The following is a 21,442-nucleotide window of genomic DNA, read 5'->3' as shown; positions in this document are numbered from 1 at the left end:
CAAATATAAAATCTAAGAGACTCAACAGAGTCCAGATTAACGAGAGTAATCCCTATCCCAGAACGTGATGGGTCTGCCTGTACGAGGATGTACCAATGAGTCAAACTTTACTTGCCCTACTGGCGTTTTCACCAATTGTGGTGGCTGCCATTTTACTCGTTGGCCTTAATTGGCCAGCAAAGCGCGCGATGCCTGTCGCGTTTGGTCTAACCGTTGTGATCGCCCTTTTGGGGTGGGACATGTCTACCACACGCGTTTTAGCCTCTGTCTTTCAAGGGCTGGGCATTACAGTTGCGGTATTATGGATTGTATTTGGCGCAATCTTCCTACTAAACACGCTTAAGCACACCGGCGCGATCACGACGATTCGTAATGGCTTTACAAACATTTCACCAGATAGACGAGTCCAAGCCATCATCATTGCCTGGTGCTTTGGATCTTTCATTGAAGGCGCATCTGGCTTTGGTACGCCTGCCGCGATCGCGGCCCCACTACTGGTCGCAATTGGTTTCCCTGCCCTCGCCGCCGTTTTGATGGGCATGATGATTCAATCAACACCCGTCTCTTTTGGTGCGGTTGGTACACCGATTATCGTTGGTGTTAACAAGGGTTTAGATACTCACAATATCTCTGAAGCGCTGATCGCGAATGGATCAACTTGGGATGCTTACCTACAACAGATTACCTCTAGTGTCGCTCTGATTCATGCCAGCGTCGGTACGCTTATCCCTGTGCTTATGGCAATGATGCTCACACGCTTCTTCGGTAAGAATAAGAGCTGGACGGAAGGTCTCGACATTTTACCTTTCGCAATTTTCGCCGGCCTTTCATTTACTATTCCTTATGCGTTAACCGGTGTTTTCCTTGGCGCTGAATTCCCATCATTGATCGGTGGTCTGGTCGGCCTTGCTATCGTGGTTTCTGCTGCAAAACGTGGTTTCCTAGTACCGAAATCAACCTGGGATTTTGAAAGCGAAAACAAATGGCCTGCAGAATGGTTAGGGTCACTAAAAATCGATTTGGCAGACAATAAGACCAAGCCGATGAGCATGGCGATGGCGTGGTTCCCATACGTATTGTTAGCGGTTGTTCTTGTCGCGAGCCGCGTTAGCTCAGACTTTAAGGCAATGTTGACGGGCGTGAGCGTCTCTTTCTCTAACATTCTTGGAGAGACAGGCATCAGTGCGGCTATCCAACCTCTTTACTTACCAGGTGGCATTTTGGTCTTCGTTGCACTGGTTGCTGCGCTATTGCAATCTCGCAACGCTGCGCCGTTAGCAAAAGCATTTGGTGAGTCGAGCAAAACGCTCATTGGCGCAGGTTTTGTGCTGGTGTTTACCATCCCGATGGTGCGTATCTTCATCAACTCTGGTGTAAATGGATCAGATTTAGCGAGTATGCCTGTAACAACCGCAAACTTCGCAGCAGGTCTTGTCGGTGAAGCATTCCCAGCGCTTAGTGCAACAGTCGGCGCGTTGGGTGCCTTTATTGCCGGTTCTAACACTGTATCTAACATGATGTTTAGCCAATTCCAATTTGAAGTGGCGCAAACATTGTCTATCTCAAGTGCTGTCGTAGTGGCTCTACAAGCAGTTGGCGCTGCGGCAGGTAATATGATTGCTATTCACAATGTCGTAGCCGCTTCTGCCACTGTGGGCTTACTTGGCCGTGAAGGCGCGACACTGCGTAAGACAGTTATCCCGACTTTCTACTATCTTGTGGTTACAGGAACTATCGGTCTTATTGCCATCTACGGCTTACAAATCACCGATGCGTTAATGAAATAGACAAACAACACATTATGGCGTTAATACTTTTCCCCTGACAAGAACGGCACTAGTGTCACTCCAAATGGGTATTAACGCCACCTTAAACAGCTTTTGAACTAGCCTTCATAGAAAGGCCAAAATATCGACTTTAGGACTGAAATTATGATTATCTCTGCTTCCACTGATTACCGCAAAGCGGCCAAATCTAAGCTACCTCCGTTCCTATTTCATTATATTGATGGCGGTTCATACGGCGAACATACGCTAAGACGTAATACCGAAGACCTAGCAGAGATAGCTCTAAAACAGCGTGTCTTAAATGACATGTCAGAGCTTAGCCTAGATACTGAAATCTTTGGCGAGAAGTTCAACCTACCTATCGCCCTTTCACCTGTCGGTCTAACTGGCATGTACGCGCGCCGCGGTGAAGTGCAAGCCGCCAAAGCCGCAGAGAAAAAAGGCATCCCTTTTACCATGTCGACAGTGTCTGTGTGCCCAATTGAAGAAGTCGCCCCGGCAATTGAGCGACCAATGTGGTTTCAATTGTACGTATTAAAAGATCGTGGCTTCATGAAAAACGTGTTGGAACGCGCGAAAGCTGCTGGTGTTACGACACTAGTCTTTACGGTTGATATGCCTGTTCCTGGAGCTCGTTACCGCGACATGCATTCAGGGATGAGCGGCCCGAACGCGGCTGCTCGTCGTGTATTCCAAGCAATGCGCCATCCGCAATGGGCATTTGATGTCGGCTTGTTTGGCAAACCCCATGATTTGGGTAACATTTCCACCTATCGCGGTGAGCCGACGAAATTAGAAGACTACATTGGCTGGTTAGGTGAGAACTTCGACCCTTCAATCAGTTGGAAAGATCTGGAATGGATTCGTGACTTTTGGGATGGCCCAATGGTGATTAAAGGCATTCTTGATGAAGAAGATGCGAAAGATGCCGTCAGATTTGGCGCAGATGGCATTGTTGTCTCAAACCACGGAGGCCGTCAACTTGATGGAGTAATGTCTTCCGCCAAGGCGCTACCGAGCATTGCTGACGCTGTTAAAGGCGATATGAAGATCTTCGTTGATTCGGGTATCCGTACCGGTTTGGATGTGGTTCGCATGCTGGCGCTGGGAGCAGACTGCGCCATGTTAGGCCGTTCGTTCATCTATGCACTGGCCGCTCAAGGGCAAAACGGCGTTGAAAACCTACTCGACCTATACGAAAAAGAAATGCGTGTTGCGATGACCTTAACTGGTGCGAAAAGTATTCAAGATTTAAATCGCGATTCACTGGTCAACTTCTAACCCATTAATTTAATAGGTGTCACAGCAATTTTGCAGATTGTGTGACACCTTTTTCTCCGGCGTTCTCGCATATAACTAAAATTCCAACCAACGCCGTAACATCAGCACAAGGAAGCAACGATGGCGAACACCTTAACTCAGGCTACTTACGAGCAACTTGAAGCGTTGCTTGCCCTGCAAATATCCCCTGAACGTATCATCACCCAAGAGGCAAAACGTTTAGCTTACGGCACCGACGCGAGTTTTTATCGCTTGGTGCCGAAAATCGTTTTACGACTAAAGAATCTTGACGAAGTTATTTACGCTATACAAAGCTGCCGTGAAATGGGCGTTCACTTTACATTTCGCGCGGCGGGTACCAGCCTATCTGGCCAAGCGGTTTCAGACTCCGTTCTTATTACCCTAACTGACGATTGGCGTGGCCACCAAATACAAGATGAAGGCAATAAGATCTTGCTTCAACCGGGTGTAATAGGTGCTGATGCGAATAAATACCTTGCCCCCTTTAAACGTAAAATTGGCCCAGATCCGGCCTCTATCAACACTTGTAAAATCGGTGGTATTGCAGCAAACAACGCGAGTGGTATGTGTTGTGGCACTGCGCAAAACTCCTATCGCACTATAGACAGCATCAAGGTCGTCTTCAGTGATGGCACCCTGCTTGATACCTCTAGCAAGCAAAGCATTGAAGCATTTAAAACAACGCGCGCAGATATCTATCAAGGGCTCATTCAACTGGTCGAAGATACGCGCAGTAACACCGAACTCACTGAGCGTATTCAACATAAATATCGCCTTAAAAATACCACCGGCTATGCCCTGAATGCACTGGTCGACTTTAGCGATCCAATCGAGGTGCTGGAACACCTATTAATTGGCTCGGAAGGCACACTCGGCTTTATTGCTGAAATCACCTACAACACAGTAATAGAACATGAATTTAAAGCCTCTGCCCTACTTGTGTTTGCCGATATTGAAGAAGCCAGCCGCGCGGTCACAACCTTATCAAAAACGCCAGTCGCTGCAGTCGAGCTCATGGACGGTCGTGCACTTCGCTCTGTGGCCGATAAGCCCGGCATGCCCGAGTTTATGCCAAACTTAGATTTAGAGGCGGCCGCTTTGCTCGTTGAGACACACGCAAGCTGCAAAACCTCTTTGACAAATCAATGTGAAGCGATTTTAGATTCGCTATCAAACTATTCGATTGTCGAATCTGTACCCTTTACCTCTGACAGCAAAACCGTGGCGACACTCTGGGGAATTCGTAAAGGCATGTTCCCGGCAGTAGGCGCTGTTCGCGAAGTCGGTACCACAGTTATTATCGAAGATGTCGCTTTCCCTGTCGAAAACTTGGCGAGTGGTGTTCGTGATCTCCAATCTTTGTTTGATAAGTATCAATACAGTGAAGCGATTATTTTTGGTCATGCCTTAGAGGGCAACTTGCACTTCGTGTTTACTCAAGGTTTCGATTCACAAACCGAGATCGACCGATATGGCGGCTTTATGGATGATGTCGCTGACCTTGTCGCAGTAAAGTATCAAGGTTCACTGAAAGCGGAGCATGGCACTGGGCGAAACATGGCGCCTTATGTCGAGCTAGAATGGGGGAAAGATGGCTATGCACTAATGCAGCGAATCAAGGCGCTATTTGACCCAGAAGGCTTACTTAACCCGGGAGTGATTATTAATGACAACCCACATTCGCACATCGAAAACCTCAAACCCATGCCAGCAGCCGATGATATTGTCGATCGCTGCATCGAATGTGGATTTTGTGAGCCTGTTTGCCCGTCCCGTACACTGACTCTTTCTCCAAGACAACGTATTGTTCTATATCGAGAGCTGCAAAGACGCAAAGCTAACGGTGAAAATATAGAAGCATCAGAGCTTGAAAAAGTGTTTGAGTATCAAGGGTTAGATACATGCGCCGCAACTGGGTTATGTGCTGATCGTTGCCCCGTTGGAATCAATACGGGTGATCTCGTTAAACAATTACGCACAGCCAAATATAAGAAATTCACACCAATCGCAACATGGACAGCAAATCACTTTTCAACGACAACGTCGCTCACCCGCGCCTCGCTAAAAGCAAATCAAATTGCGGTGAAAGTGATTGGTGAAAATGGCGTTTCAAAAGTCACTAACGGTATTAGAAAGCTCACCAACAATAAAACGCCGATCTGGCTACCAGAAACACCGCAATCAAACAGCCATAACCTAAATCAAGCGCTCGAACTGTTAGTCAAATCGGATAAAAAAGTGGTTTACATGCCCTCATGTGCCTCTCGCACCATGGGACAGCAAACAAGTGCGCAAGACCAACGTAGCTTAACCGAAGTGACCCTCTCATTGATTAAGAAAGCAGGGTTTGAAGTGATCATTCCTGAAGGTATTGATGAGCAATGTTGCGGTATGCCTTATGACAGCAAAGGCATGACGGACATCGCTAAGAGCAAATCACAACAACTGGAACATCTGCTTTGGCAAGCAAGCTATGAAGGTGAATATCCCATTTTGATGGATACCAGCCCGTGTGCCAAACGTAGTATCGAAGAATTCACGCAGCCACTAGAAATTCTAGAACCGACTGGTTTTGTATCCAAGTATCTAATGCCCCACTTATCTCTGACTCCTGTGCAGGAGACAGTGATGTTGCATGTCACTTGTAGTTCACGTCGATTAGGCCTTGAAGGAGACATGCTCACTTTAGCCAAAGCCTGTGCCAGTGATGTGGTGTTACCTGAACATATTGCCTGTTGTGGCTGGGCTGGCGATAAGGGTTTTACTACGCCGGAACTCAACGCTGCTGCAGTACATCCGCTAAAAGAGCAAGTTCCTTCCAACTGTCGTCGTGGGTTCAGCAACAGTAGAACATGTGAGATTGGTTTGTCACACCATAGCGGGATTCCTTACCAATCTATTCTCTATTTGGTGGATGAAGTGAGCACTCCACTTTAACTTTTACGTTACTCTCAATCTAAACGGGACAGTTTGTTGAGCAAGTATGATTTGCAAAGATCCTGCTCGCAACTCTCCAGTTTTCAGTACTACTAATATGTTACAAGAGGTAATAATCAACGCATCCGTTTATTTCAATAAAAAGGAACGATCATGGAATTTGAGATGTTTGTCTGCGATGCCTTCACTCAGGAACGATTTAAAGGCAACCCTGCTGCCGTTGTACCTTTAAATGACTGGTTAAATGATGAGGTGATGTTAAACATCGCCAAAGAGAATAACCTATCTGAAACCGCATTTGTGAAGCAGATTGGTGTCGATCATTATGAGATTCGTTGGTTCTCTCCTATCTGTGAGATTGATTTCTGTGGCCATGCAACCCTTGCCTCTTCTTTCACTCTATTCCACTTCTTTGACGCAGGAGAGAGCATACTATTCGAAACCCGTTTTGTTGGCCCAATCCAAGTTGAAAAAGATCATTCCGGCCGCATTATGATGACATTCCCGTCAAGAACTCCTGAGCCTATTGAAGTACCCACTGCGCTACTTGAAGGGGTTTCGATTGAGCCAAAAGAGGTCTTACGTAACGGCCAAGCTTATTTTATCATTTACGGTTCTGAACAAGATGTCCTTGATATCACCACCAAAAATGACTACTTAAAAGCATTAGCACCGTATGGTGTCGTTGTGACCGCGGCATCAGAGCAATACGATTTTATTTCGCGCTATTTTTGGCCGGCAAACGGCGGAGACGAAGATCCCGTAACGGGCTCTATTCATGCTGGCCTGGCCCCTTACTGGGCGAATAAGTTAAACAAAACACATCTAAAAGCCTATCAAGCTTCCGAGCGCGGTGGCACGCTTTATTGCGATGTTACCCCTGAACATATCACTGTATCGGGTGATGCCGTACTCTACTCACGTGGCAAAATCTATATTTAAATTACGCCCAATAACTGGTGGTTATCATCGCTATAACTACCAGTATTTAGCCTCCTACCAATCATTTCCGTAATCTATACCTAAAACCAAGACCTATAGCCCTCTTGCGAGACAAACGTCACACAGCAACACTTGGTAACAAACAAAACGACGTTCATTATCATTCGCTGACTTTGGTCGACTAGGTTAAAACTCTTACTGAAAGATTTCGGAGTACAGCGATGAACACAGCACTTAAAACAACATTAGCCGCAGCCATTTCACTTCCTCTACTAACCGGTTGTGTCACTCCCGGCGAAGATGATGCTAACGCCATGACAAAAACTGGCGCAGCGGGTGGCGCGTTACTGGGTTTAACTTTAGGCGCTTTAACTGGTGAGCCTGAGTTAGCTGTAAAAGGTGCAATTGCTGGTGGTGTCACTGGCGGTGTAGCTGGTGCGCAAGCTGATATTCAAAGTAATCGCGATGGAATCCGCGCTAATTCACGCGATGATGCCATTGCTTCAATTGGCGGTGGTAACAATAATCAAAGCAGCGCGCAACAGAACTGGAACGAACTCAATAACTTTGTGGGCAACTGGAACGTTTCTATCCAAAACCACGATCAATCACTTAAAAATGTACACCCTGTGACAGCAACTGGCGCTCTCGCAAAAACAACGCAAGCAGACGTCAAGGTAACAAACGATCAAGGCATTAGTTTAACCGCCGCTTTTTCTTACACACCTGAAGCAGGCTACCAGCTAAATATCAGCAATAACTCTAAACAAGTTGAAGTTAATTTTGCGGGTGAATACCAACCAAACAACAACCGTTATAACTTCTACCCGACCAATGTGGCGGACGTAATTTATCAAGAGATCAATACTGCGGATATTCATGTAGAGCTTGGCTTTGCTGGACCAAACGTCTGGACAATTTCTAGCTACGCATTTATAGATGGAAGCCAGCAACAATTGCAAACATTCCGATTTACCAAATCATAAATCACCAAAAACACTAAGCCAGCTTGGGAGACCACGCTGGCTGTTTTGCTATTTAGACTAATCACTCAGATTTTAGGAATATCACTGGATAACAATCATCGAAAAGCAGTATTGTTATACCAACTTGTTCCATGGAGCATTGTATGAAAATCATCATATTACATGGTCTTTACATGCATGGAATGGTCATGCAGCCACTCAGCCGCAAGCTAAGAAGTTTGGGCTACCGAACCAAAGTATTGACCTATAATAGTGTCGCTATCAACCAACATCGATTATTCAACATGATCGATAATGCCTTAAGCCCAATAATGCCCAATATTTTAGTTGGCCATAGCCTCGGCGGCTTAGTCATTAAGCAATACCTTCACTCAAGACAGCCTAGCACTGATAAAATCTCGCATGTTGTTACCATCGGCACGCCTATACGCGGCGCATCTATTGTTACGCGGTTACAAAGCTTAGGCATGGGAACATTGCTCGGGAATTCACCGCTGTTTGGTTTACAAGAACACCATGACCAATGGCACTATCCGCAAAAGCTAGGCAGCATCGCAGGTACTTTGCCAATTGGAGCAAGAGCATTATTGCTGATGGACAGACGAGCGCCCTCTGACGGCACAGTAACGGTTGAAGAAACGAAAATAGAAGGAATGAGTGATCATATACAAGTGCCTAAAACTCATACCAGCCTTATCTATAGTGCTTTTGTGCCTGAGCAAATTGATTACTTTGTTCACAATGATGCGTTTAAGCACTAGGTTTAATTAGGCACCAAATCAAGCTTCGACTCGTTGACAAAGAAAGAGTAAAATCAGCTTTTTCCATACGATGATGAATTTATGAACAAAGCGACAGCATGGGGTTCAGCCACTACTCTACTTACCTTAATAGCGCTGATTTATCTTCTCGCTGGGGATTCACACTTCCCTTTCTGGCAGTGGCCTTATGAAGCGTTACAAGGGTTAGTATTTTCTTTCGTTTGGGGGTTTGGCATATCAGAAATACTCGGCTTTGCTTTCTCGATTGGCGTTTTCATCACCGTCGCTATCGTGAGTTTTGCGATCGGTCATAAGCTAGGACGTTGTTTCAACAAACCATAATCTATTAAAAAAACAGCCGCTTATTCGCGGCTGTTTTTTTATTTGCACCTTATTGAGCTGGCGTTAATGTGTATTTGCTCTTAAGAGCTTTAACACCAAATGCTTCTTCAATACGCTGCTTAAACTCTTCCATGGTAATAGATGCGGTCATACCATCTACATCTTTTAACGATTCAACACCGTAGCCATGAATCAGATAACGAGTGTAGAACCAAGTTCTATCGATAGGCTTATCTTTCAATGGATGGAGCGCCACTGCTAACTGTTTCGCAACCGTATTTAACTCACTCTGAGTCACGTCACTACGTAGCTCCGCAATCACTTTGTCAATCGCACTATCAATCTTATCGATATCTCCTGGTGCAACTTGCGCTTCAATTAACCAATCCGTGCTTGGTTCTTGATCATGCGCCACCGAGTAGGCATCTGGAGCGTAATCTAAACCTAATTCTTCACGTACATAGCTTGTCAATCGTTTAGACAGAAGACGCTGAATCATGTCATCGATAAACGCTGTTTTCGCGCTACTGGTTTGAGCTTGCGGGTTAGTCACTCGAACAAGATAAATACTATTTTGTTCGTTGTATTCAGGCATATCAATACGAACCTGAGGATCTAGGTTGTATGCGACTTTAAAACTCGGCTTTTCTTCACTTTCTAATGGAATTGAAGCGATAAAGTGACGCAGCAACGGGGTCAGCTCTTCAGGCGTCAAATCAGCGACTATCACCAATTTGTAACCACGATCCTTGGTAAATAAGGTGCGATGAACCTGACGAATTTGATCTGCTGTCACTGTCGCCAATTCTGGTGCTGTTATGAATGCATGGCGACTGGTCGGTAAATAGCTATTACGGTTAATTCCGCGCTCCCACTGGCCAATAGGTGTCGCTAAGTATCGTTGTTGATCTTGATAGCTCTCCTTGCGGATGGCCTCAATTTGACGTTCATCCACATTAATATTGGTTGAGATGTTGTAGATAACGTTAAACGCATCAGCGATCTTAGCTTTCGTTGTCCCCATTTCGATTCCATGATGAGTGAAATTGATAAATGGGAAAACTTCGATACTGTTTCGACGTAAGTAAGCGTCAAGTTCATTGCCTTTGAATTCACCGAGACCACTACGAACTACAACCGGAATTGCTAATTGGGACGCTGCATATAGCTCAGGCTCTAAGCTTGCTTTACCACCTTGACTCGCGTAGACAAGATTCACACTGTCGCCGATGGTTGAATCGGTTTCTAACCAAACTTCAACACCGTTTGAAAGTTGCCAAGTGTGGAAGCCTAACGCATTCGTTTGTTGACTAAGTACTGTTCCCTCTTTTGTCGGTAATGTCAGTTCAGAAGCAACACTTAATAGTGATAATGGCTTAGCGCCCTCTTCAGCTAATTTAGTTCGGACTGGGGAAATCTGCGTTGCCAACTGTTCAACGGATTCAGATTCATCAGCACCTAAAATAACAAAATACTCATCGTCTAAGATCGAACGAATTTGTTGATTTACGCGCTCTACATCAGCCACTTTTAACAATGCTTCAAGGCTCTGTTGATAATCTAATTTAGATTGACTGCTTTGTTTGGTTGAAATAGCCCAAACACGATCTTCTGCAAATGTAACCGCATCTTGCTGGCTCCAGTTATAGTCAATATCGTGTAGCAATTGTTGGTAGTAAGCTATTGAGCTGTCTGCCTCAGTTTGCGATACACCGTGATCACGCAATGACGCCAAAGTCTCTAAAAACAGATCTTGAGTCGCTTGTCGGTCTTCTTTCGCAAACGCCAATGAGAACAAAGCGTTGCGCTGATAGTTCATGTAGTAAGGCGTGACTGTTAGACTTTGTAACGGCATAGCAGAATCTTGGTAGACCGTTTCTAGGCGCTGGTAAATCAATTGCAGGGCAATTTCATCTAACCAAGATGCGAGTTGCTGCTCACGTGTATCAATTTTCGCAGGAGCACGCTCGATCACTAAGCTCAAGCTTGGTGCGTCAAACTCTCCAATAGTATCTGTGTAATCAGTTAGCGTTAGAGCAGGCTTCTCGATACTGTTGTCTGCAACGGAATCGGCCGCTTTCCAATCTGAAAATTTACTCCGAACAAGCTTTTCGATTTGTTCAACATTGATGTCACCTGTCACCACCACTTCCGTGTACTGTGGCTGATACCATGTCTCATAAAAAGCTCGGATTGATTCTGAAGTCGCATTCGCTACTGACGCTTTATTACCCACGGGATCGAGCGTTTCTAATGCAGTCCCATTAATTAAGTGATCGTAGTATTTTTCAGATAAGCTCTTTTGCTCATGTCGAGTGCGTCGGATCTCGCCCTGAATTACCCCTTTTTCTTTTTCGACTTCAGATGCAGACAATGTTAAGCCATCTGCTATATCTCTTAACCACATCATCCCAGGCTCTAGCTGCTGGTTATCTGGTAAGTCGAGTTTATATACGGTTTCGTAATAGCTGGTATACGCGTTAATGTCTGCTCCAAACGTAAGCCCTGCCGCTTCAAACATGGCTACCATGTCGTTTGAGGTAAAGTGCGTACTGCCATTGAAAGCCATATGCTCTAGAAAATGAGCATACCCTTTTTGTTGTTCTGTCTCTTGAGCTGAACCTGCATGGATAAATAAGCGCAAAGAAACAGGCTCGTTGTCCGAAGGATAGATGTGGTACTTGACGCCGTTTTCCAATTGCCCTGTCACCCAATTATTATCAGGCTCTATCGGTGTCACGCCATTTGGCTGAGTACATCCAATTAAAACAAAGGAAATTAGTAGTAATATTATTCTCATAGCCATACTTCTATTTATTGGTTTAGAGGCAAATATAACTCAAACATATGTTTTTGTTTATAAAATTAAGAAGATTTATAAAGCAATTTCTCATATTTGCAGTGATTTAATTTTCGACGTATACTTAATCGCAATTCGACGATTAACTATTTTAAATTATGTCTAATCAATGCAAATTAACCAATCAACAAGCGCTCTCTTCAACCCAAGCTCAACTAGAGCAAGAAGCGTTATTTGCCCAGCAGGCGAAAGCACTCTCACACCCAGCGCGCGTGCGCATCCTGAAAATCTTGGTCACACTGGATAGATTAGGTGGCTGCCTAAATAGCGATCTTGTTTCTGAGCTTGGCCTTGCACAATCGACGGTCTCTGAACATTTAAGAATTCTGAAACAAGCGCAGTTTATTATTGCCGAACCAAACCCGCCGAAAGTTTGCTATCGCGCAAACCAAGAGGCAATAGATGGTTTCAATGCGTTATTTTCTACCATCTTTAACTAGCTAAGTTTGCCACCATATTAGGCTGGTATTATTTTCACTCTTACTATCGCAATTCGACGATAAACGAATAGGATATTTTATGAGCACTCAACCTAAAGCGCTAAACGCAGCGAATAGCATGAGTTTTCTTGATCGCTACTTAACCATCTGGATCTTTGTCGCAATGGCAGTAGGTGTGGGCATTGGGGCACTGTTTCCTCAAGTAGCTACATGGAATGAATCCCTCTCAGTAGGAAGTACCAATATCCCTCTAGCGATTGGGCTTATTCTGATGATGTACCCGCCATTAGCCAAAGTAAATTACTCTCTACTTGGCAAAGTAAAACAAGACAAAAAGGCCATTACGCTTTCTTTAATTATGAACTGGCTAATCGGCCCCATTCTTATGTTTGTGCTTGCCTTGTTCTTCCTGGGTGATCATCCAGGCTATATGGTTGGTATCATACTGATTGGTCTTGCACGCTGTATCGCGATGGTGCTTGTTTGGAATGACATCGGTGGTGGAAATAAAGAATATGGCGCGGCACTTGTCGCAATTAACAGCGCATTCCAGATTGTCACATACAGCTTCATGGCGTGGCTTTTTATTACTGTATTGCCGCCTTTATTTGGTTACCAAGGCTTTGCTGTTGATATTTCCATGCTCGATATTGCTGAAAGCGTGTTTATCTACCTTGGAATTCCCTTCATTGCTGGCTTCTTAAGTCGTAAATGGCTTGTCGCGCTAAAAGGTGAACAGTGGTACAACGACGTCTTTATTCCTCGTATTTCACCTATTACCTTGATCGCGCTGCTTCTCACTATTGTGTTGATGTTCAGCTTAAAAGGCGAAATGATTCTTGAACTACCTATGGATGTGTTTCGAGTTGCCGTACCTCTCGCGATCTATTTTGTGGTGATGTTTTTCGTTAGCTTTTACGTTGGCAAAAAGCTGGGTATCGACTACGACAAAAACGCATCCATCGCCTTTACAGCAACAGGTAATAACTTTGAACTGGCTATCGCTGTCTCTATCGCTGTTTTTGGGATTAATTCAGACCAAGCCTTTGCTGGCGTTATTGGACCACTCATCGAAGTACCTGTTTTGATTGCTTTAGTTAATGTTGCGTTGAAGCTTAAAAACAAATACTCACTCAATCTCGCCAGATGAGCCTTCCCCTACTCTATATAACAAAGGAGCCGATTTGGCTCCTTTACTATTTCTAGGCTATGACTAAATCTGCTTCAGCACTGTGCTGCATACAACAGAAAATCGAATTCTGAGTAACCTCTTCAAATGGCATAGGTTTGTAGAAGTAATAACCTTGAATCAATGAGATATTTTGCTGGCCAACAAACTCCAGTTCTTCATAGGACTCTACCCCCTCGACGACAATCTCTGCACCTGTAATACGGACGAGTTCACTGGTCAATCTGAACATTTCTCGTCCATTTTTATATTTCAAGTTTGCCACCAGCGAGCGGTCAATTTTTACCTTGTCGAATTCAAACTTACACAAATAACCAATCGACGAGTAACCTGAACCAAAATCATCTAATGCGATTTTGATGCCCAAACTACGTAACTCTTGTAACACGCTCCAAGTTGTTTGCTCGTCTTGAATCAACAGCTCTTCCGTTATTTCAAGTTCAACTTGGTTAAATTGTACTTGGCTTTGCTCAATTAGATGCGTCACTGTTTTGGCAAATTCCGGCACAAGAAAAGTCTCAGGAGAAACATTAATTGACACCTTAAAGCTGGGTTCTGCTATCGCTAGTGGCGCTACTTCGCTTAACGCTTGCTTAATAACCCATAGATCAACATCAGAGGTCAATCCTAGCTTATTAAAGCTTGTGAGAAAGCTTGGGGGTGTGATGACACCATTATAAGAACGATGTCGAATCAGCACTTCAAGTGAGCTAACGCACTGCCTTTTGGTATCGTATTGTGGCTGATAAAATAGAACAAAATCACCATTTTGCTGGAGATCGCTGATCTCTTTTTGCGCCACTAAGTTTCCACTCATGTGCGGGAACAATCCAGAAATATTGCGATTACTTCCTACTTCCTCATAGTTAAAAAACTCATCAGAGGAGCTTTTCGAGAAAATGCCGTGATTACCAATCACTCGGTCCATCTTTCTAAAAAATGGTAGATAAATCGCAACGCCAACGGCAATTATCACAAGCTGGAGAATACTGGCACTCACATCGCCTCCAGTGGCCATATAGCCGCTGAGCACAGGGGGTGTCATCCAACTGATGAACTCTGAAACAGGCTGTACAAATCCAAGAGAAATTGCACCATACGCCAACAAGATACCTGCAATAGGCGCGAGCATAAATGGAACCAGTAGCACCGGATTGAATATCACCGGTAAGCCAAACAGTATGGGTTCGTTGATGTTAAAAATACTCAATACCAAGGCAGCAAGCGCTAAAGAGCGATACCCCTTATTCCGAGAGAAAAACAGCATGCAAAACACCAAACTCATCGTATTCCCAGCGCCACCCAATGCAGCATAAATATCATAAAAGTTGCTGGTCAAAATAGGCAATGGCGTGCCGAACTGCGCATTGAGCTCAAAACTTGATTGAGTCAGTGCATACAGCTCCGATTTATAAGGTGAAAAGATAATATGCCCGTTGATACCCACCGACCAAAACAGGTTTCTGGCAAACTCATACCAAATCGCATCAGACAATGAGTGTGTATCGAGCTGTGGCATTAGGCTCTGAATAAAACTGCTAGTTTGAAACCAGTAGCCGACACCGTAACCAACCAGTACATAAAATGTAACCAGCAACACGGTACCGAAAACCAAATTCAAAGACTGGTCGACAACATTTGGTAGCTCTGAGCGAATGATCCAGCGACGACGTAATAACCATCGTACTGAATAAGCGACGATAAAAGGCGTCACAATCGCTAGTGGATAGTTAGACGGAATCACCGACCCAGCATGCAGCAAGCCCCACTCGTTACACAAAATAACGTAGATCAGAAGAGATGGCGTGATAACAGTCGTACGTGACAGTTTATGGTAACGACCAAGGAACTGGGAGAAATAGACCAATAACAGTATTGGAAACATCTTCCAAATTAATGTACTGGCAAAAATAATCTTATTGGCGAGTTCAGGGTAGCCAAATAAATTGATGGCATTGCCGATTAACATGCTAAACGCAGAAAGCAGGGAAACCGGTAGTAGCATCACAAATACATTGCATAAACCGTTTACATACGCATTCTCCGAAATACGAGCAAAAAACGTATATACCAGCTTACTATTTACTAAGAACTTCATTGACTAAGCCTAATGTCACTTCAGTTGTCGGTACAATCCTAATCAGCTAATGATTTGCCTCTCTTTGCACCTTGAGCATCAAATCGACAACCACCAATTAGGAACGGTGATATATGCTTCATTCACGAAGCTTAAGGCTTATAAAAGTAGTATTTCCTTTCTCTATCGTTTTGTCTTACGGGCGAATTTTGTCCTATTTTCGCTTAAAAACTGATATAAGCAACAAGGCGCAACATACTTGTTTTTACTGATGAGATCGAATCAATCGCCTTATCGTCACGACAAAAGGATCTATTTAGCTGAACCGATAAAGCAAGAGCGTCATTTCCATAAGAAAATGACGCTCTTAACGATACGTTTTAAACGATTTGCGTAGCTATGAACTCGGCTCTTCCTTGGGAAAATGTTCTTCATAAAGCGCCATGAAATCTGCTCTTATTTCTTGCTCCAAGTGCGTGGCTTTATCCGTCGGGCAAAACAGCATAAAGTGCACCACTTGTTCCCCCGTCGCCCCACTAGTAATGTGAATGTGAGGCTCAGAGCCCGGCAAATCAACACCCGCATGTTTCTCAATCATGCTGTTGTAGCGTTTAGCAACATCGCTGAAATAACTAATGTGCTCATCAATCTTTTCTAACATTCCTGGCACCATGGGATAAAGGTTTACAAACCCAGGAACGATAATTGAAAAGTCATGATATACGTAGCGCTTCATGAAGTTGAGGTTCTTCACTGGATAGGTGAAAAACATACTATTCGGCAATGTGGCCGTTTTACCCGTGAAATGATATTGACCATGATAAAGATCGATCTCTTGAATCACAGTTGCCATCATATTGTGCTCAATCACTTCACCGCATATTTTCCCGACTTCAATCCAATCTCCAATACGGAAAGAGCGAGAACTGGCTCGCTGGATAGAGCCGGTAAAACAGAGAATGATCTCTTTCGATGCCACAACTATCGCAACCGCAATGGCCGTAACAGAGAGAGCAAACTCGTTAATCTCTGACTGCCATAGAACAAAGAGCAATAGCACCGTGATAACAAAGGTGCCATTTTTGGTGCGGGACATCCAGCTGCGCTGCTCTTCGGAAACAAATGCCACATCGCCGCGGATCTTATATAGAACAATTCGACGAATCAGCGAGATCAGCACAATAATCAATGCTGTAAAAATTAGTTTGTGAGTCAGAAGAAAATCGATAACGACTTGTACTTTCTCCATGCTCTACTCCCTTTCCTATTAGAATCAAAGGGGCATAATGCCCCTCTGGTTAGATTAAATAATGTCATTCACAATTGCTAAGGCGCAACCAAGTTTTCAGGTAAAGGCCCCTCTTTAAACACTATCAATGCACGTCGATTCAAAGCGTTAGCATCCACAGACTGCTCTTGTGTAATAGGGTTTAGTTCACCAAAAGACTTAACTTCCCATACATATTGGTTTGGATCTAGTTTGGTTTGCAAATATTGTTGCACAGAGTACGCTCTGCGCTCTGCAAGCGCCTCATTGTAACTAATTGAACCTTGATAATCGGTATGACCCGCTATCATTACGCGGCCATTTAGACCTTTTAAATTCTCTGCAAACTCATCAAGCGACGGTTTATCTATCGATTGCAATTCAGATTCGTCAAAATCAAAGTGAGACGTCATCGCAACAAACACTTTACGCTCTGGCTTTGGAGGATCGCAAAATGGGTTTTCTTGTTTGGTCTGCGTTTGTTCAAAGACGACATACGCTCGTCGGTTTTCTGCGTTGGCTTGAGTCGATGTGCCTGATACCAATGGCTTTGACTCACCGTAGTACTTCACTTCCCAGTCATAACGCTCCGCCTCTAACTGGCTCTGCATGTACGCTTTTACCGCTTCAGCACGGCGCAGTGACAGTTTCACGTTGTAATCCTCACTGCCTTGATAATCCGTATGGGCAACAATGGCGACCTGGCCGTGGAGATGACGGATACTATCAATGAGCTGATCAATCGATGCTTTGTCCTGCTCTTTTAACTCTGATTTATCGAAATCAAAGTGAGAAGCCATCGCGATGCGAATATCTCTTTCAGGAACGATACATTCTTGAATCAAGAATTTTTCGACCCTTGGATCACCAAATTTGTCGATGTTCTCTTTACTGACATACGCATCTGTTGAGCAGCCGATTAACCACATAGTAGAGCTTGCAACCAACAATCCAATGATACTGTTTTTCATGGTTATTCCTTAAATCTTACCCACTAGATTGATAAACACACCTTGCGCATCGTAATCGTCATCATTTGCCAGATTGCCATCAAAGCCTGAGAAGTTATAACCAACCCCAACTTTAAAGTTATCTGAAAGGTGTTTATTCACAGAAATGAGTGCGCCTTGCTCGAGCTCATCGTTTTGTGTATCAGTTTTCCAGTGATACTCACCTGTCACATCCCACTCTTTAATAATGTGGTACGAGGCACTCACACCATAAAGGTTAATGTTGCTTTCGACGGTTTCCACATTGCCAGAAGCGCGCTCAAAGTCTTCGGTTTTATCTTTGTGGGCATACTTTGCTCCAACATCGACTTTAGCATTTAGCGAATAAATCCCTTCAACTTCTATGATATGTGACTCCTCATTCGAGTAATCAACATCACGATCGAGATTGTCTTTGTCTGCGATGTAGGTATAGCGACTAAGCAAGTTGAGACGATCGTTATAGATTGGACGATAAGCAATGCCTGCTGAACCCTCAACAAAGCGAGCCAAAGTTTCGTCAGTCGATTTGCTAACCGACTTAGAGTAGTTGAACTTGCCAAATAGCGTATACTCATCGGTTAAATGATGGGTGTAGCGGTTGGTGGTGACAAACTGATCGACTTTGCGCTTTTGTGGATCAACGTTTTCGTTACCTTTGTCTTGTCTGAATTCAATCTTGTTTTTAAACGATACATCGTCAACATCAATGTTGGTCGTGAAGGTGATCGCTTTACGTTGTGTCACTTCCAACTTGCTTGGATCGATCTCGTTTTTCTTCTCAATCTCACCTTGTTGATAGCCGATACCAAAATCAATGTCGTCAGTCATATCGTAACCAAAACCAAACGAGTCAATACGGCCTTTACCGTTATTCTCATCGACAAATTGGTTTTCTTGATAGAAATCGACATTAGAGGTTAAATCAGCTCGCTGGCCAATCACCACGTTGTTCTGACCTTCATATGTGTCATCTTCATACGTCACATACGTTGAGTAGTTGTCAGTAATGTCATAGGTCGCGGTCGCTTCTGTTGCATCACCTCGATTACCCGTAGTGTATTGCGCGCCTAGCTTAAGATCATCAAAGACTCTAAATTCAGCGCCTACTGAGACACTGTCGTTATCATCATATTGATCTGACTTATCAACCGTTGTTTGGCCTTTAACATAGACGCTGTTATCGCTATCCCAAATGTAATCAGCTCTAAGACCAGCTAATGTTCCTTTGCCTTTTTCATTTTCACTGTTCAGTTCTTCAATCTGTTTACCAGCGGCGGAAACTTTGACATGTTCAGTGACTTTGAACTGGCCTTCTAATTCTGCTTGTTGAGTATCTGTGGTTTTCGTTCCGTCAGTTTCTGTCTCTTCCATTGACGTGTAGCGAGTCGAGAAGCTCAAACGATCCGTCGCTTGAAGGCGAAGCTCCGCTCCGTAGGACTCTTGTTCTAAGTCGTCACTTTGGCTTGCATAACTGTAACCCGCATCCTTAGACTTATACCAGGCTTTAACATCGTTACCGACCGCGCCAAAGATGGTCGGCGCAAGATCATACAAACTCGCGACACCTTTCACTTGAATTGAATCGCCTTCACGCTCTTCCAAGTCGCCACCAATCGGTGTAAAGGTTAAACCACCATCAAATGAGACGTAGTTTGAATCAGTCTGACGACCTTTACTATGAGCCCACTCCGCTTTCAAGTATGTGCCTTCGGTCGCTCGTAAAGTTAGGTCCGAACCGTATGATTCATAGTCTTGGTTATCACGCTCTTCAGTCGCGTAGTTTGCCCCAACACCAATATAATCGTTGGCCCAACCTTTTATTCGGCCGCCATAGGTCATAGCATCTCGAGCATCTTTTCCTTGAGGAACGTATTCGTAATCTACTGCTAAGTAGTTTTCATACCCACCAGCTGGAGAGTCATCAATAACACTGCCAAAGCTATCTGAAATGATATTGCTTAACGGGCGCATAAGAATAATTCGCCCTTGATATGGATCGATTTCGTAGTCGCGACCAGATTGCAGTGACACTTCTTTTTCCGAAATACCACTGTCTTTATTGACCACTTTTACGTAGACCTTATCACTGCCTGGAACGACTTCACCATGACGTAAGAAATACAAAGAGCCGCCCGTACCCAACAATTCATCATGTGCGAATGCAGAATCCGCCGAAGCTGCAAAGCCAACGACATTGAGTCGGTCTTCACCAAACTGAGTTGTGGAGCGTGTGCGATAATCGCCTTTGAAACCATATAGACTACGGTTGTAATCGTTATTATCGGTACCTGTTAGACCGGTATTGTAGTTACCCCAAAGAACTTGCGACTTATCATACTCTAGGTTCAAGTAAACCTTGCCTTTGGTATTAACCACTTTATGAATATTCGCGCCATCACCATAATTGCCGTAGTAGAGCTCATCATCGTCTTCTAAGATGTCAAAAACATCGGAGCTGTCAGCGGCGAAAGGATGTTTGAAGATGTCCTGAATCCGGCCATCTTTACTGTCGAAGTGTGTCGTTACGCGTAGCTTGTCACCAAATTTACCTTGGCTGAAATAAGCTATCCGACCTTGGTTATAGATATCATCTTGATATTGGTCATCAACACCTAAAGCCCCTGTATTACCCGTGACATGATTCTTACCGATATAAAAGTCGGCTAAACCCGCTTGAACGTAGTAAGTTTCAGGGATGCGAACATAGAGTTGGTAGCGACGCTCATAACCATTGTCGAAGATCACTTTTGTCGGGAACATGTACGCATCCGCAGGCAAAAACTGCTCCGCGTATAACTCACCATCTTCAACTTCAAACTCATCTTCGCCGATCACTACTTTATCGACACCTTTCAGGCCCGTGCCAATAAATTTAGCCAGACCAGCATTTGTTGGAATGTTGTGGCGCATTAGTTTCGCACGACCAAAGCTGCGAGAAATCTGCGCTTCACCATCATTGCGGTCTATATCAATTTCAGAGTCAGGACGAACCAAGTCAATCACGCCTATGGTTGTCACGTCCATATTGCCGTCTTTGTCCCAAGCCTTAAAACGAAACTGTAGCTGGTTCCCTACTGCAAATTGATAATCGATATCCGTTGTACCATCCCAAACCACATCGATATCATTGGCAACTTCTGTGCCTTCGATGATTTTCAGTGGTTGAGATAATGAACGATCTTCACCACGATAGATCTCTATTTGATAGCGATCCATGTAGTAGCTGTAATTTGAGCTAATGGTGAAGTTCACATCGTCTTGAAGCTTGCCTTCTGTGACCTCAAGCTCGTCACCCACACTGACGTCCAACACCGGATTGAAACGTGTGATATCGCGACTCGCCCAGATAGCGCCCTGATCTAAGTAGATTCGCGAGCTATCGTCTTGTTTATGTGCTTCGACTTCAATACCCGTTGTATTAGTGTCGAGTTTTTGTAATTGACTCGTATCCTTCGCCGCTACCATGGCTGGAATGGCGGCTAGGATACACACTGCAAGTTGAGTCTTTTTTAACGTATTCATAATTCTCCCACCAATCGTGTCATTATTTTGATTGTTCT

Annotated in this window: 14 protein-coding genes; 9 read left to right on the top strand and 5 right to left on the bottom strand. The window is 44.2% G+C overall.

Annotated elements, in window-relative coordinates; genetic code table 11:
• Window positions 1–95: 95 nt before the first annotated feature.
• From GVO60_RS07505 to GVO60_RS07475, 7 genes are all read left to right on the top strand, one after another.
• Entirely contained in the window at window positions 96–1,787 is a 1,692-nt protein-coding gene (locus tag GVO60_RS07505) for an L-lactate permease (RefSeq protein WP_159652526.1), read from the top strand.
• Between the two features lie 144 nt (window positions 1,788–1,931).
• The gene (gene lldD, locus GVO60_RS07500) at window positions 1,932–3,068 is read left to right on the top strand and encodes an FMN-dependent L-lactate dehydrogenase LldD (RefSeq protein ID WP_159652524.1); all 1,137 of its coding nucleotides are present in this window, start codon (window positions 1,932–1,934) and stop codon (window positions 3,066–3,068) included.
• Between the two features lie 120 nt (window positions 3,069–3,188).
• Complete coding sequence (locus GVO60_RS07495) at window positions 3,189–6,026, top strand: FAD-binding and (Fe-S)-binding domain-containing protein (RefSeq protein WP_159652522.1); 2,838 nt, start codon at window positions 3,189–3,191, stop codon at window positions 6,024–6,026.
• Between the two features lie 153 nt (window positions 6,027–6,179).
• Window positions 6,180–6,968, top strand: a complete 789-nt coding sequence (locus tag GVO60_RS07490) for a PhzF family phenazine biosynthesis protein (RefSeq protein WP_159652520.1) — start codon at window positions 6,180–6,182, stop codon at window positions 6,966–6,968.
• A gap of 221 nt (window positions 6,969–7,189) precedes the next feature.
• The gene (locus GVO60_RS07485; RefSeq protein ID WP_159652518.1) at window positions 7,190–7,954 is read left to right on the top strand and encodes a YMGG-like glycine zipper-containing protein; all 765 of its coding nucleotides are present in this window, start codon (window positions 7,190–7,192) and stop codon (window positions 7,952–7,954) included.
• Between the two features lie 143 nt (window positions 7,955–8,097).
• A complete protein-coding gene (locus GVO60_RS07480) occupies window positions 8,098–8,715 on the top strand; it encodes a PGAP1-like alpha/beta domain-containing protein (protein WP_159652516.1) in 618 nt (205 codons plus the stop codon).
• 81 nt (window positions 8,716–8,796) lie between these two features.
• Complete coding sequence (locus GVO60_RS07475; protein ID WP_159652514.1) at window positions 8,797–9,057, top strand: hypothetical protein; 261 nt, start codon at window positions 8,797–8,799, stop codon at window positions 9,055–9,057.
• Window positions 9,058–9,106: 49 nt separating this feature from the next.
• Here GVO60_RS07475 and GVO60_RS07470 read toward each other — a convergent pair whose 3' ends face one another.
• Complete coding sequence (locus GVO60_RS07470; RefSeq protein ID WP_159652512.1) at window positions 9,107–11,857, bottom strand: M16 family metallopeptidase; 2,751 nt, start codon at window positions 11,855–11,857, stop codon at window positions 9,107–9,109.
• A 158-nt stretch (window positions 11,858–12,015) separates the two neighbouring features.
• Between GVO60_RS07470 and GVO60_RS07465 the strand changes: the two genes are divergently transcribed.
• Window positions 12,016–12,357: an ArsR/SmtB family transcription factor gene (locus tag GVO60_RS07465; protein WP_159652510.1), complete on the top strand. Its 342-nt coding sequence runs from the start codon at window positions 12,016–12,018 to the stop codon at window positions 12,355–12,357.
• Between the two features lie 79 nt (window positions 12,358–12,436).
• Entirely contained in the window at window positions 12,437–13,507 is a 1,071-nt protein-coding gene (gene arsB, locus GVO60_RS07460) for an ACR3 family arsenite efflux transporter (protein ID WP_159652508.1), read from the top strand.
• A gap of 52 nt (window positions 13,508–13,559) precedes the next feature.
• On the opposite strand, the gene GVO60_RS07455 is transcribed toward arsB, so the two are convergent.
• The 4 genes from GVO60_RS07455 to GVO60_RS07440 all read right to left on the bottom strand — a co-directional run bounded on the left by GVO60_RS07455 (window position 13,560) and on the right by GVO60_RS07440 (window position 21,404).
• On the bottom strand, window positions 13,560–15,644 hold the full coding sequence (locus GVO60_RS07455) for a PTS sugar transporter subunit IIC/EAL domain-containing protein (RefSeq protein WP_159652506.1): 2,085 nt from the start codon (window positions 15,642–15,644) through the stop codon (window positions 13,560–13,562).
• Window positions 15,645–16,020: 376 nt separating this feature from the next.
• Window positions 16,021–16,872 (bottom strand): mechanosensitive ion channel family protein, encoded by an 852-nt coding sequence (locus tag GVO60_RS07450; protein ID WP_159652504.1) that lies wholly within the window; start codon window positions 16,870–16,872, stop codon window positions 16,021–16,023.
• Window positions 16,873–16,949: 77 nt separating this feature from the next.
• Window positions 16,950–17,861, bottom strand: a complete 912-nt coding sequence (locus tag GVO60_RS07445; protein WP_159652502.1) for an OmpA family protein — start codon at window positions 17,859–17,861, stop codon at window positions 16,950–16,952.
• A gap of 9 nt (window positions 17,862–17,870) precedes the next feature.
• Window positions 17,871–21,404: a hypothetical protein gene (locus tag GVO60_RS07440; protein WP_159652500.1), complete on the bottom strand. Its 3,534-nt coding sequence runs from the start codon at window positions 21,402–21,404 to the stop codon at window positions 17,871–17,873.
• Window positions 21,405–21,442: the final 38 nt, after the last annotated feature.

The sequence above is a fragment of the Vibrio atypicus genome (assembly GCF_009811315.1).
GTDB lineage: Bacteria > Pseudomonadota > Gammaproteobacteria > Enterobacterales > Vibrionaceae > Vibrio > Vibrio atypicus.
Note: the sequence above shows the minus strand (reverse complement) of the source record. Positions and strands in the feature narration are given on the sequence as shown.

Bases quoted from the DNA above. Each gene is read 5' to 3' on its own strand.
- GVO60_RS07505 (WP_159652526.1), top strand. From the start codon at position 96: ATGAGTCAAACTTTACTTGCCCTACTGGCGTTTTCACCAATTGTGGTG.
- lldD (WP_159652524.1), top strand. From the start codon at position 1,932: ATGATTATCTCTGCTTCCACTGATTACCGCAAAGCGGCCAAATCTAAG.
- GVO60_RS07495 (WP_159652522.1), top strand. From the start codon at position 3,189: ATGGCGAACACCTTAACTCAGGCTACTTACGAGCAACTTGAAGCGTTG.
- GVO60_RS07490 (WP_159652520.1), top strand. From the start codon at position 6,180: ATGGAATTTGAGATGTTTGTCTGCGATGCCTTCACTCAGGAACGATTT.
- GVO60_RS07485 (WP_159652518.1), top strand. From the start codon at position 7,190: ATGAACACAGCACTTAAAACAACATTAGCCGCAGCCATTTCACTTCCT.
- GVO60_RS07480 (WP_159652516.1), top strand. From the start codon at position 8,098: ATGAAAATCATCATATTACATGGTCTTTACATGCATGGAATGGTCATG.
- GVO60_RS07475 (WP_159652514.1), top strand. From the start codon at position 8,797: ATGAACAAAGCGACAGCATGGGGTTCAGCCACTACTCTACTTACCTTA.
- GVO60_RS07470 (WP_159652512.1), bottom strand. From the start codon at position 11,857: ATGAGAATAATATTACTACTAATTTCCTTTGTTTTAATTGGATGTACT.
- GVO60_RS07465 (WP_159652510.1), top strand. From the start codon at position 12,016: ATGTCTAATCAATGCAAATTAACCAATCAACAAGCGCTCTCTTCAACC.
- arsB (WP_159652508.1), top strand. From the start codon at position 12,437: ATGAGCACTCAACCTAAAGCGCTAAACGCAGCGAATAGCATGAGTTTT.
- GVO60_RS07455 (WP_159652506.1), bottom strand. From the start codon at position 15,644: ATGAAGTTCTTAGTAAATAGTAAGCTGGTATATACGTTTTTTGCTCGT.
- GVO60_RS07450 (WP_159652504.1), bottom strand. From the start codon at position 16,872: ATGGAGAAAGTACAAGTCGTTATCGATTTTCTTCTGACTCACAAACTA.
- GVO60_RS07445 (WP_159652502.1), bottom strand. From the start codon at position 17,861: ATGAAAAACAGTATCATTGGATTGTTGGTTGCAAGCTCTACTATGTGG.
- GVO60_RS07440 (WP_159652500.1), bottom strand. From the start codon at position 21,404: ATGAATACGTTAAAAAAGACTCAACTTGCAGTGTGTATCCTAGCCGCC.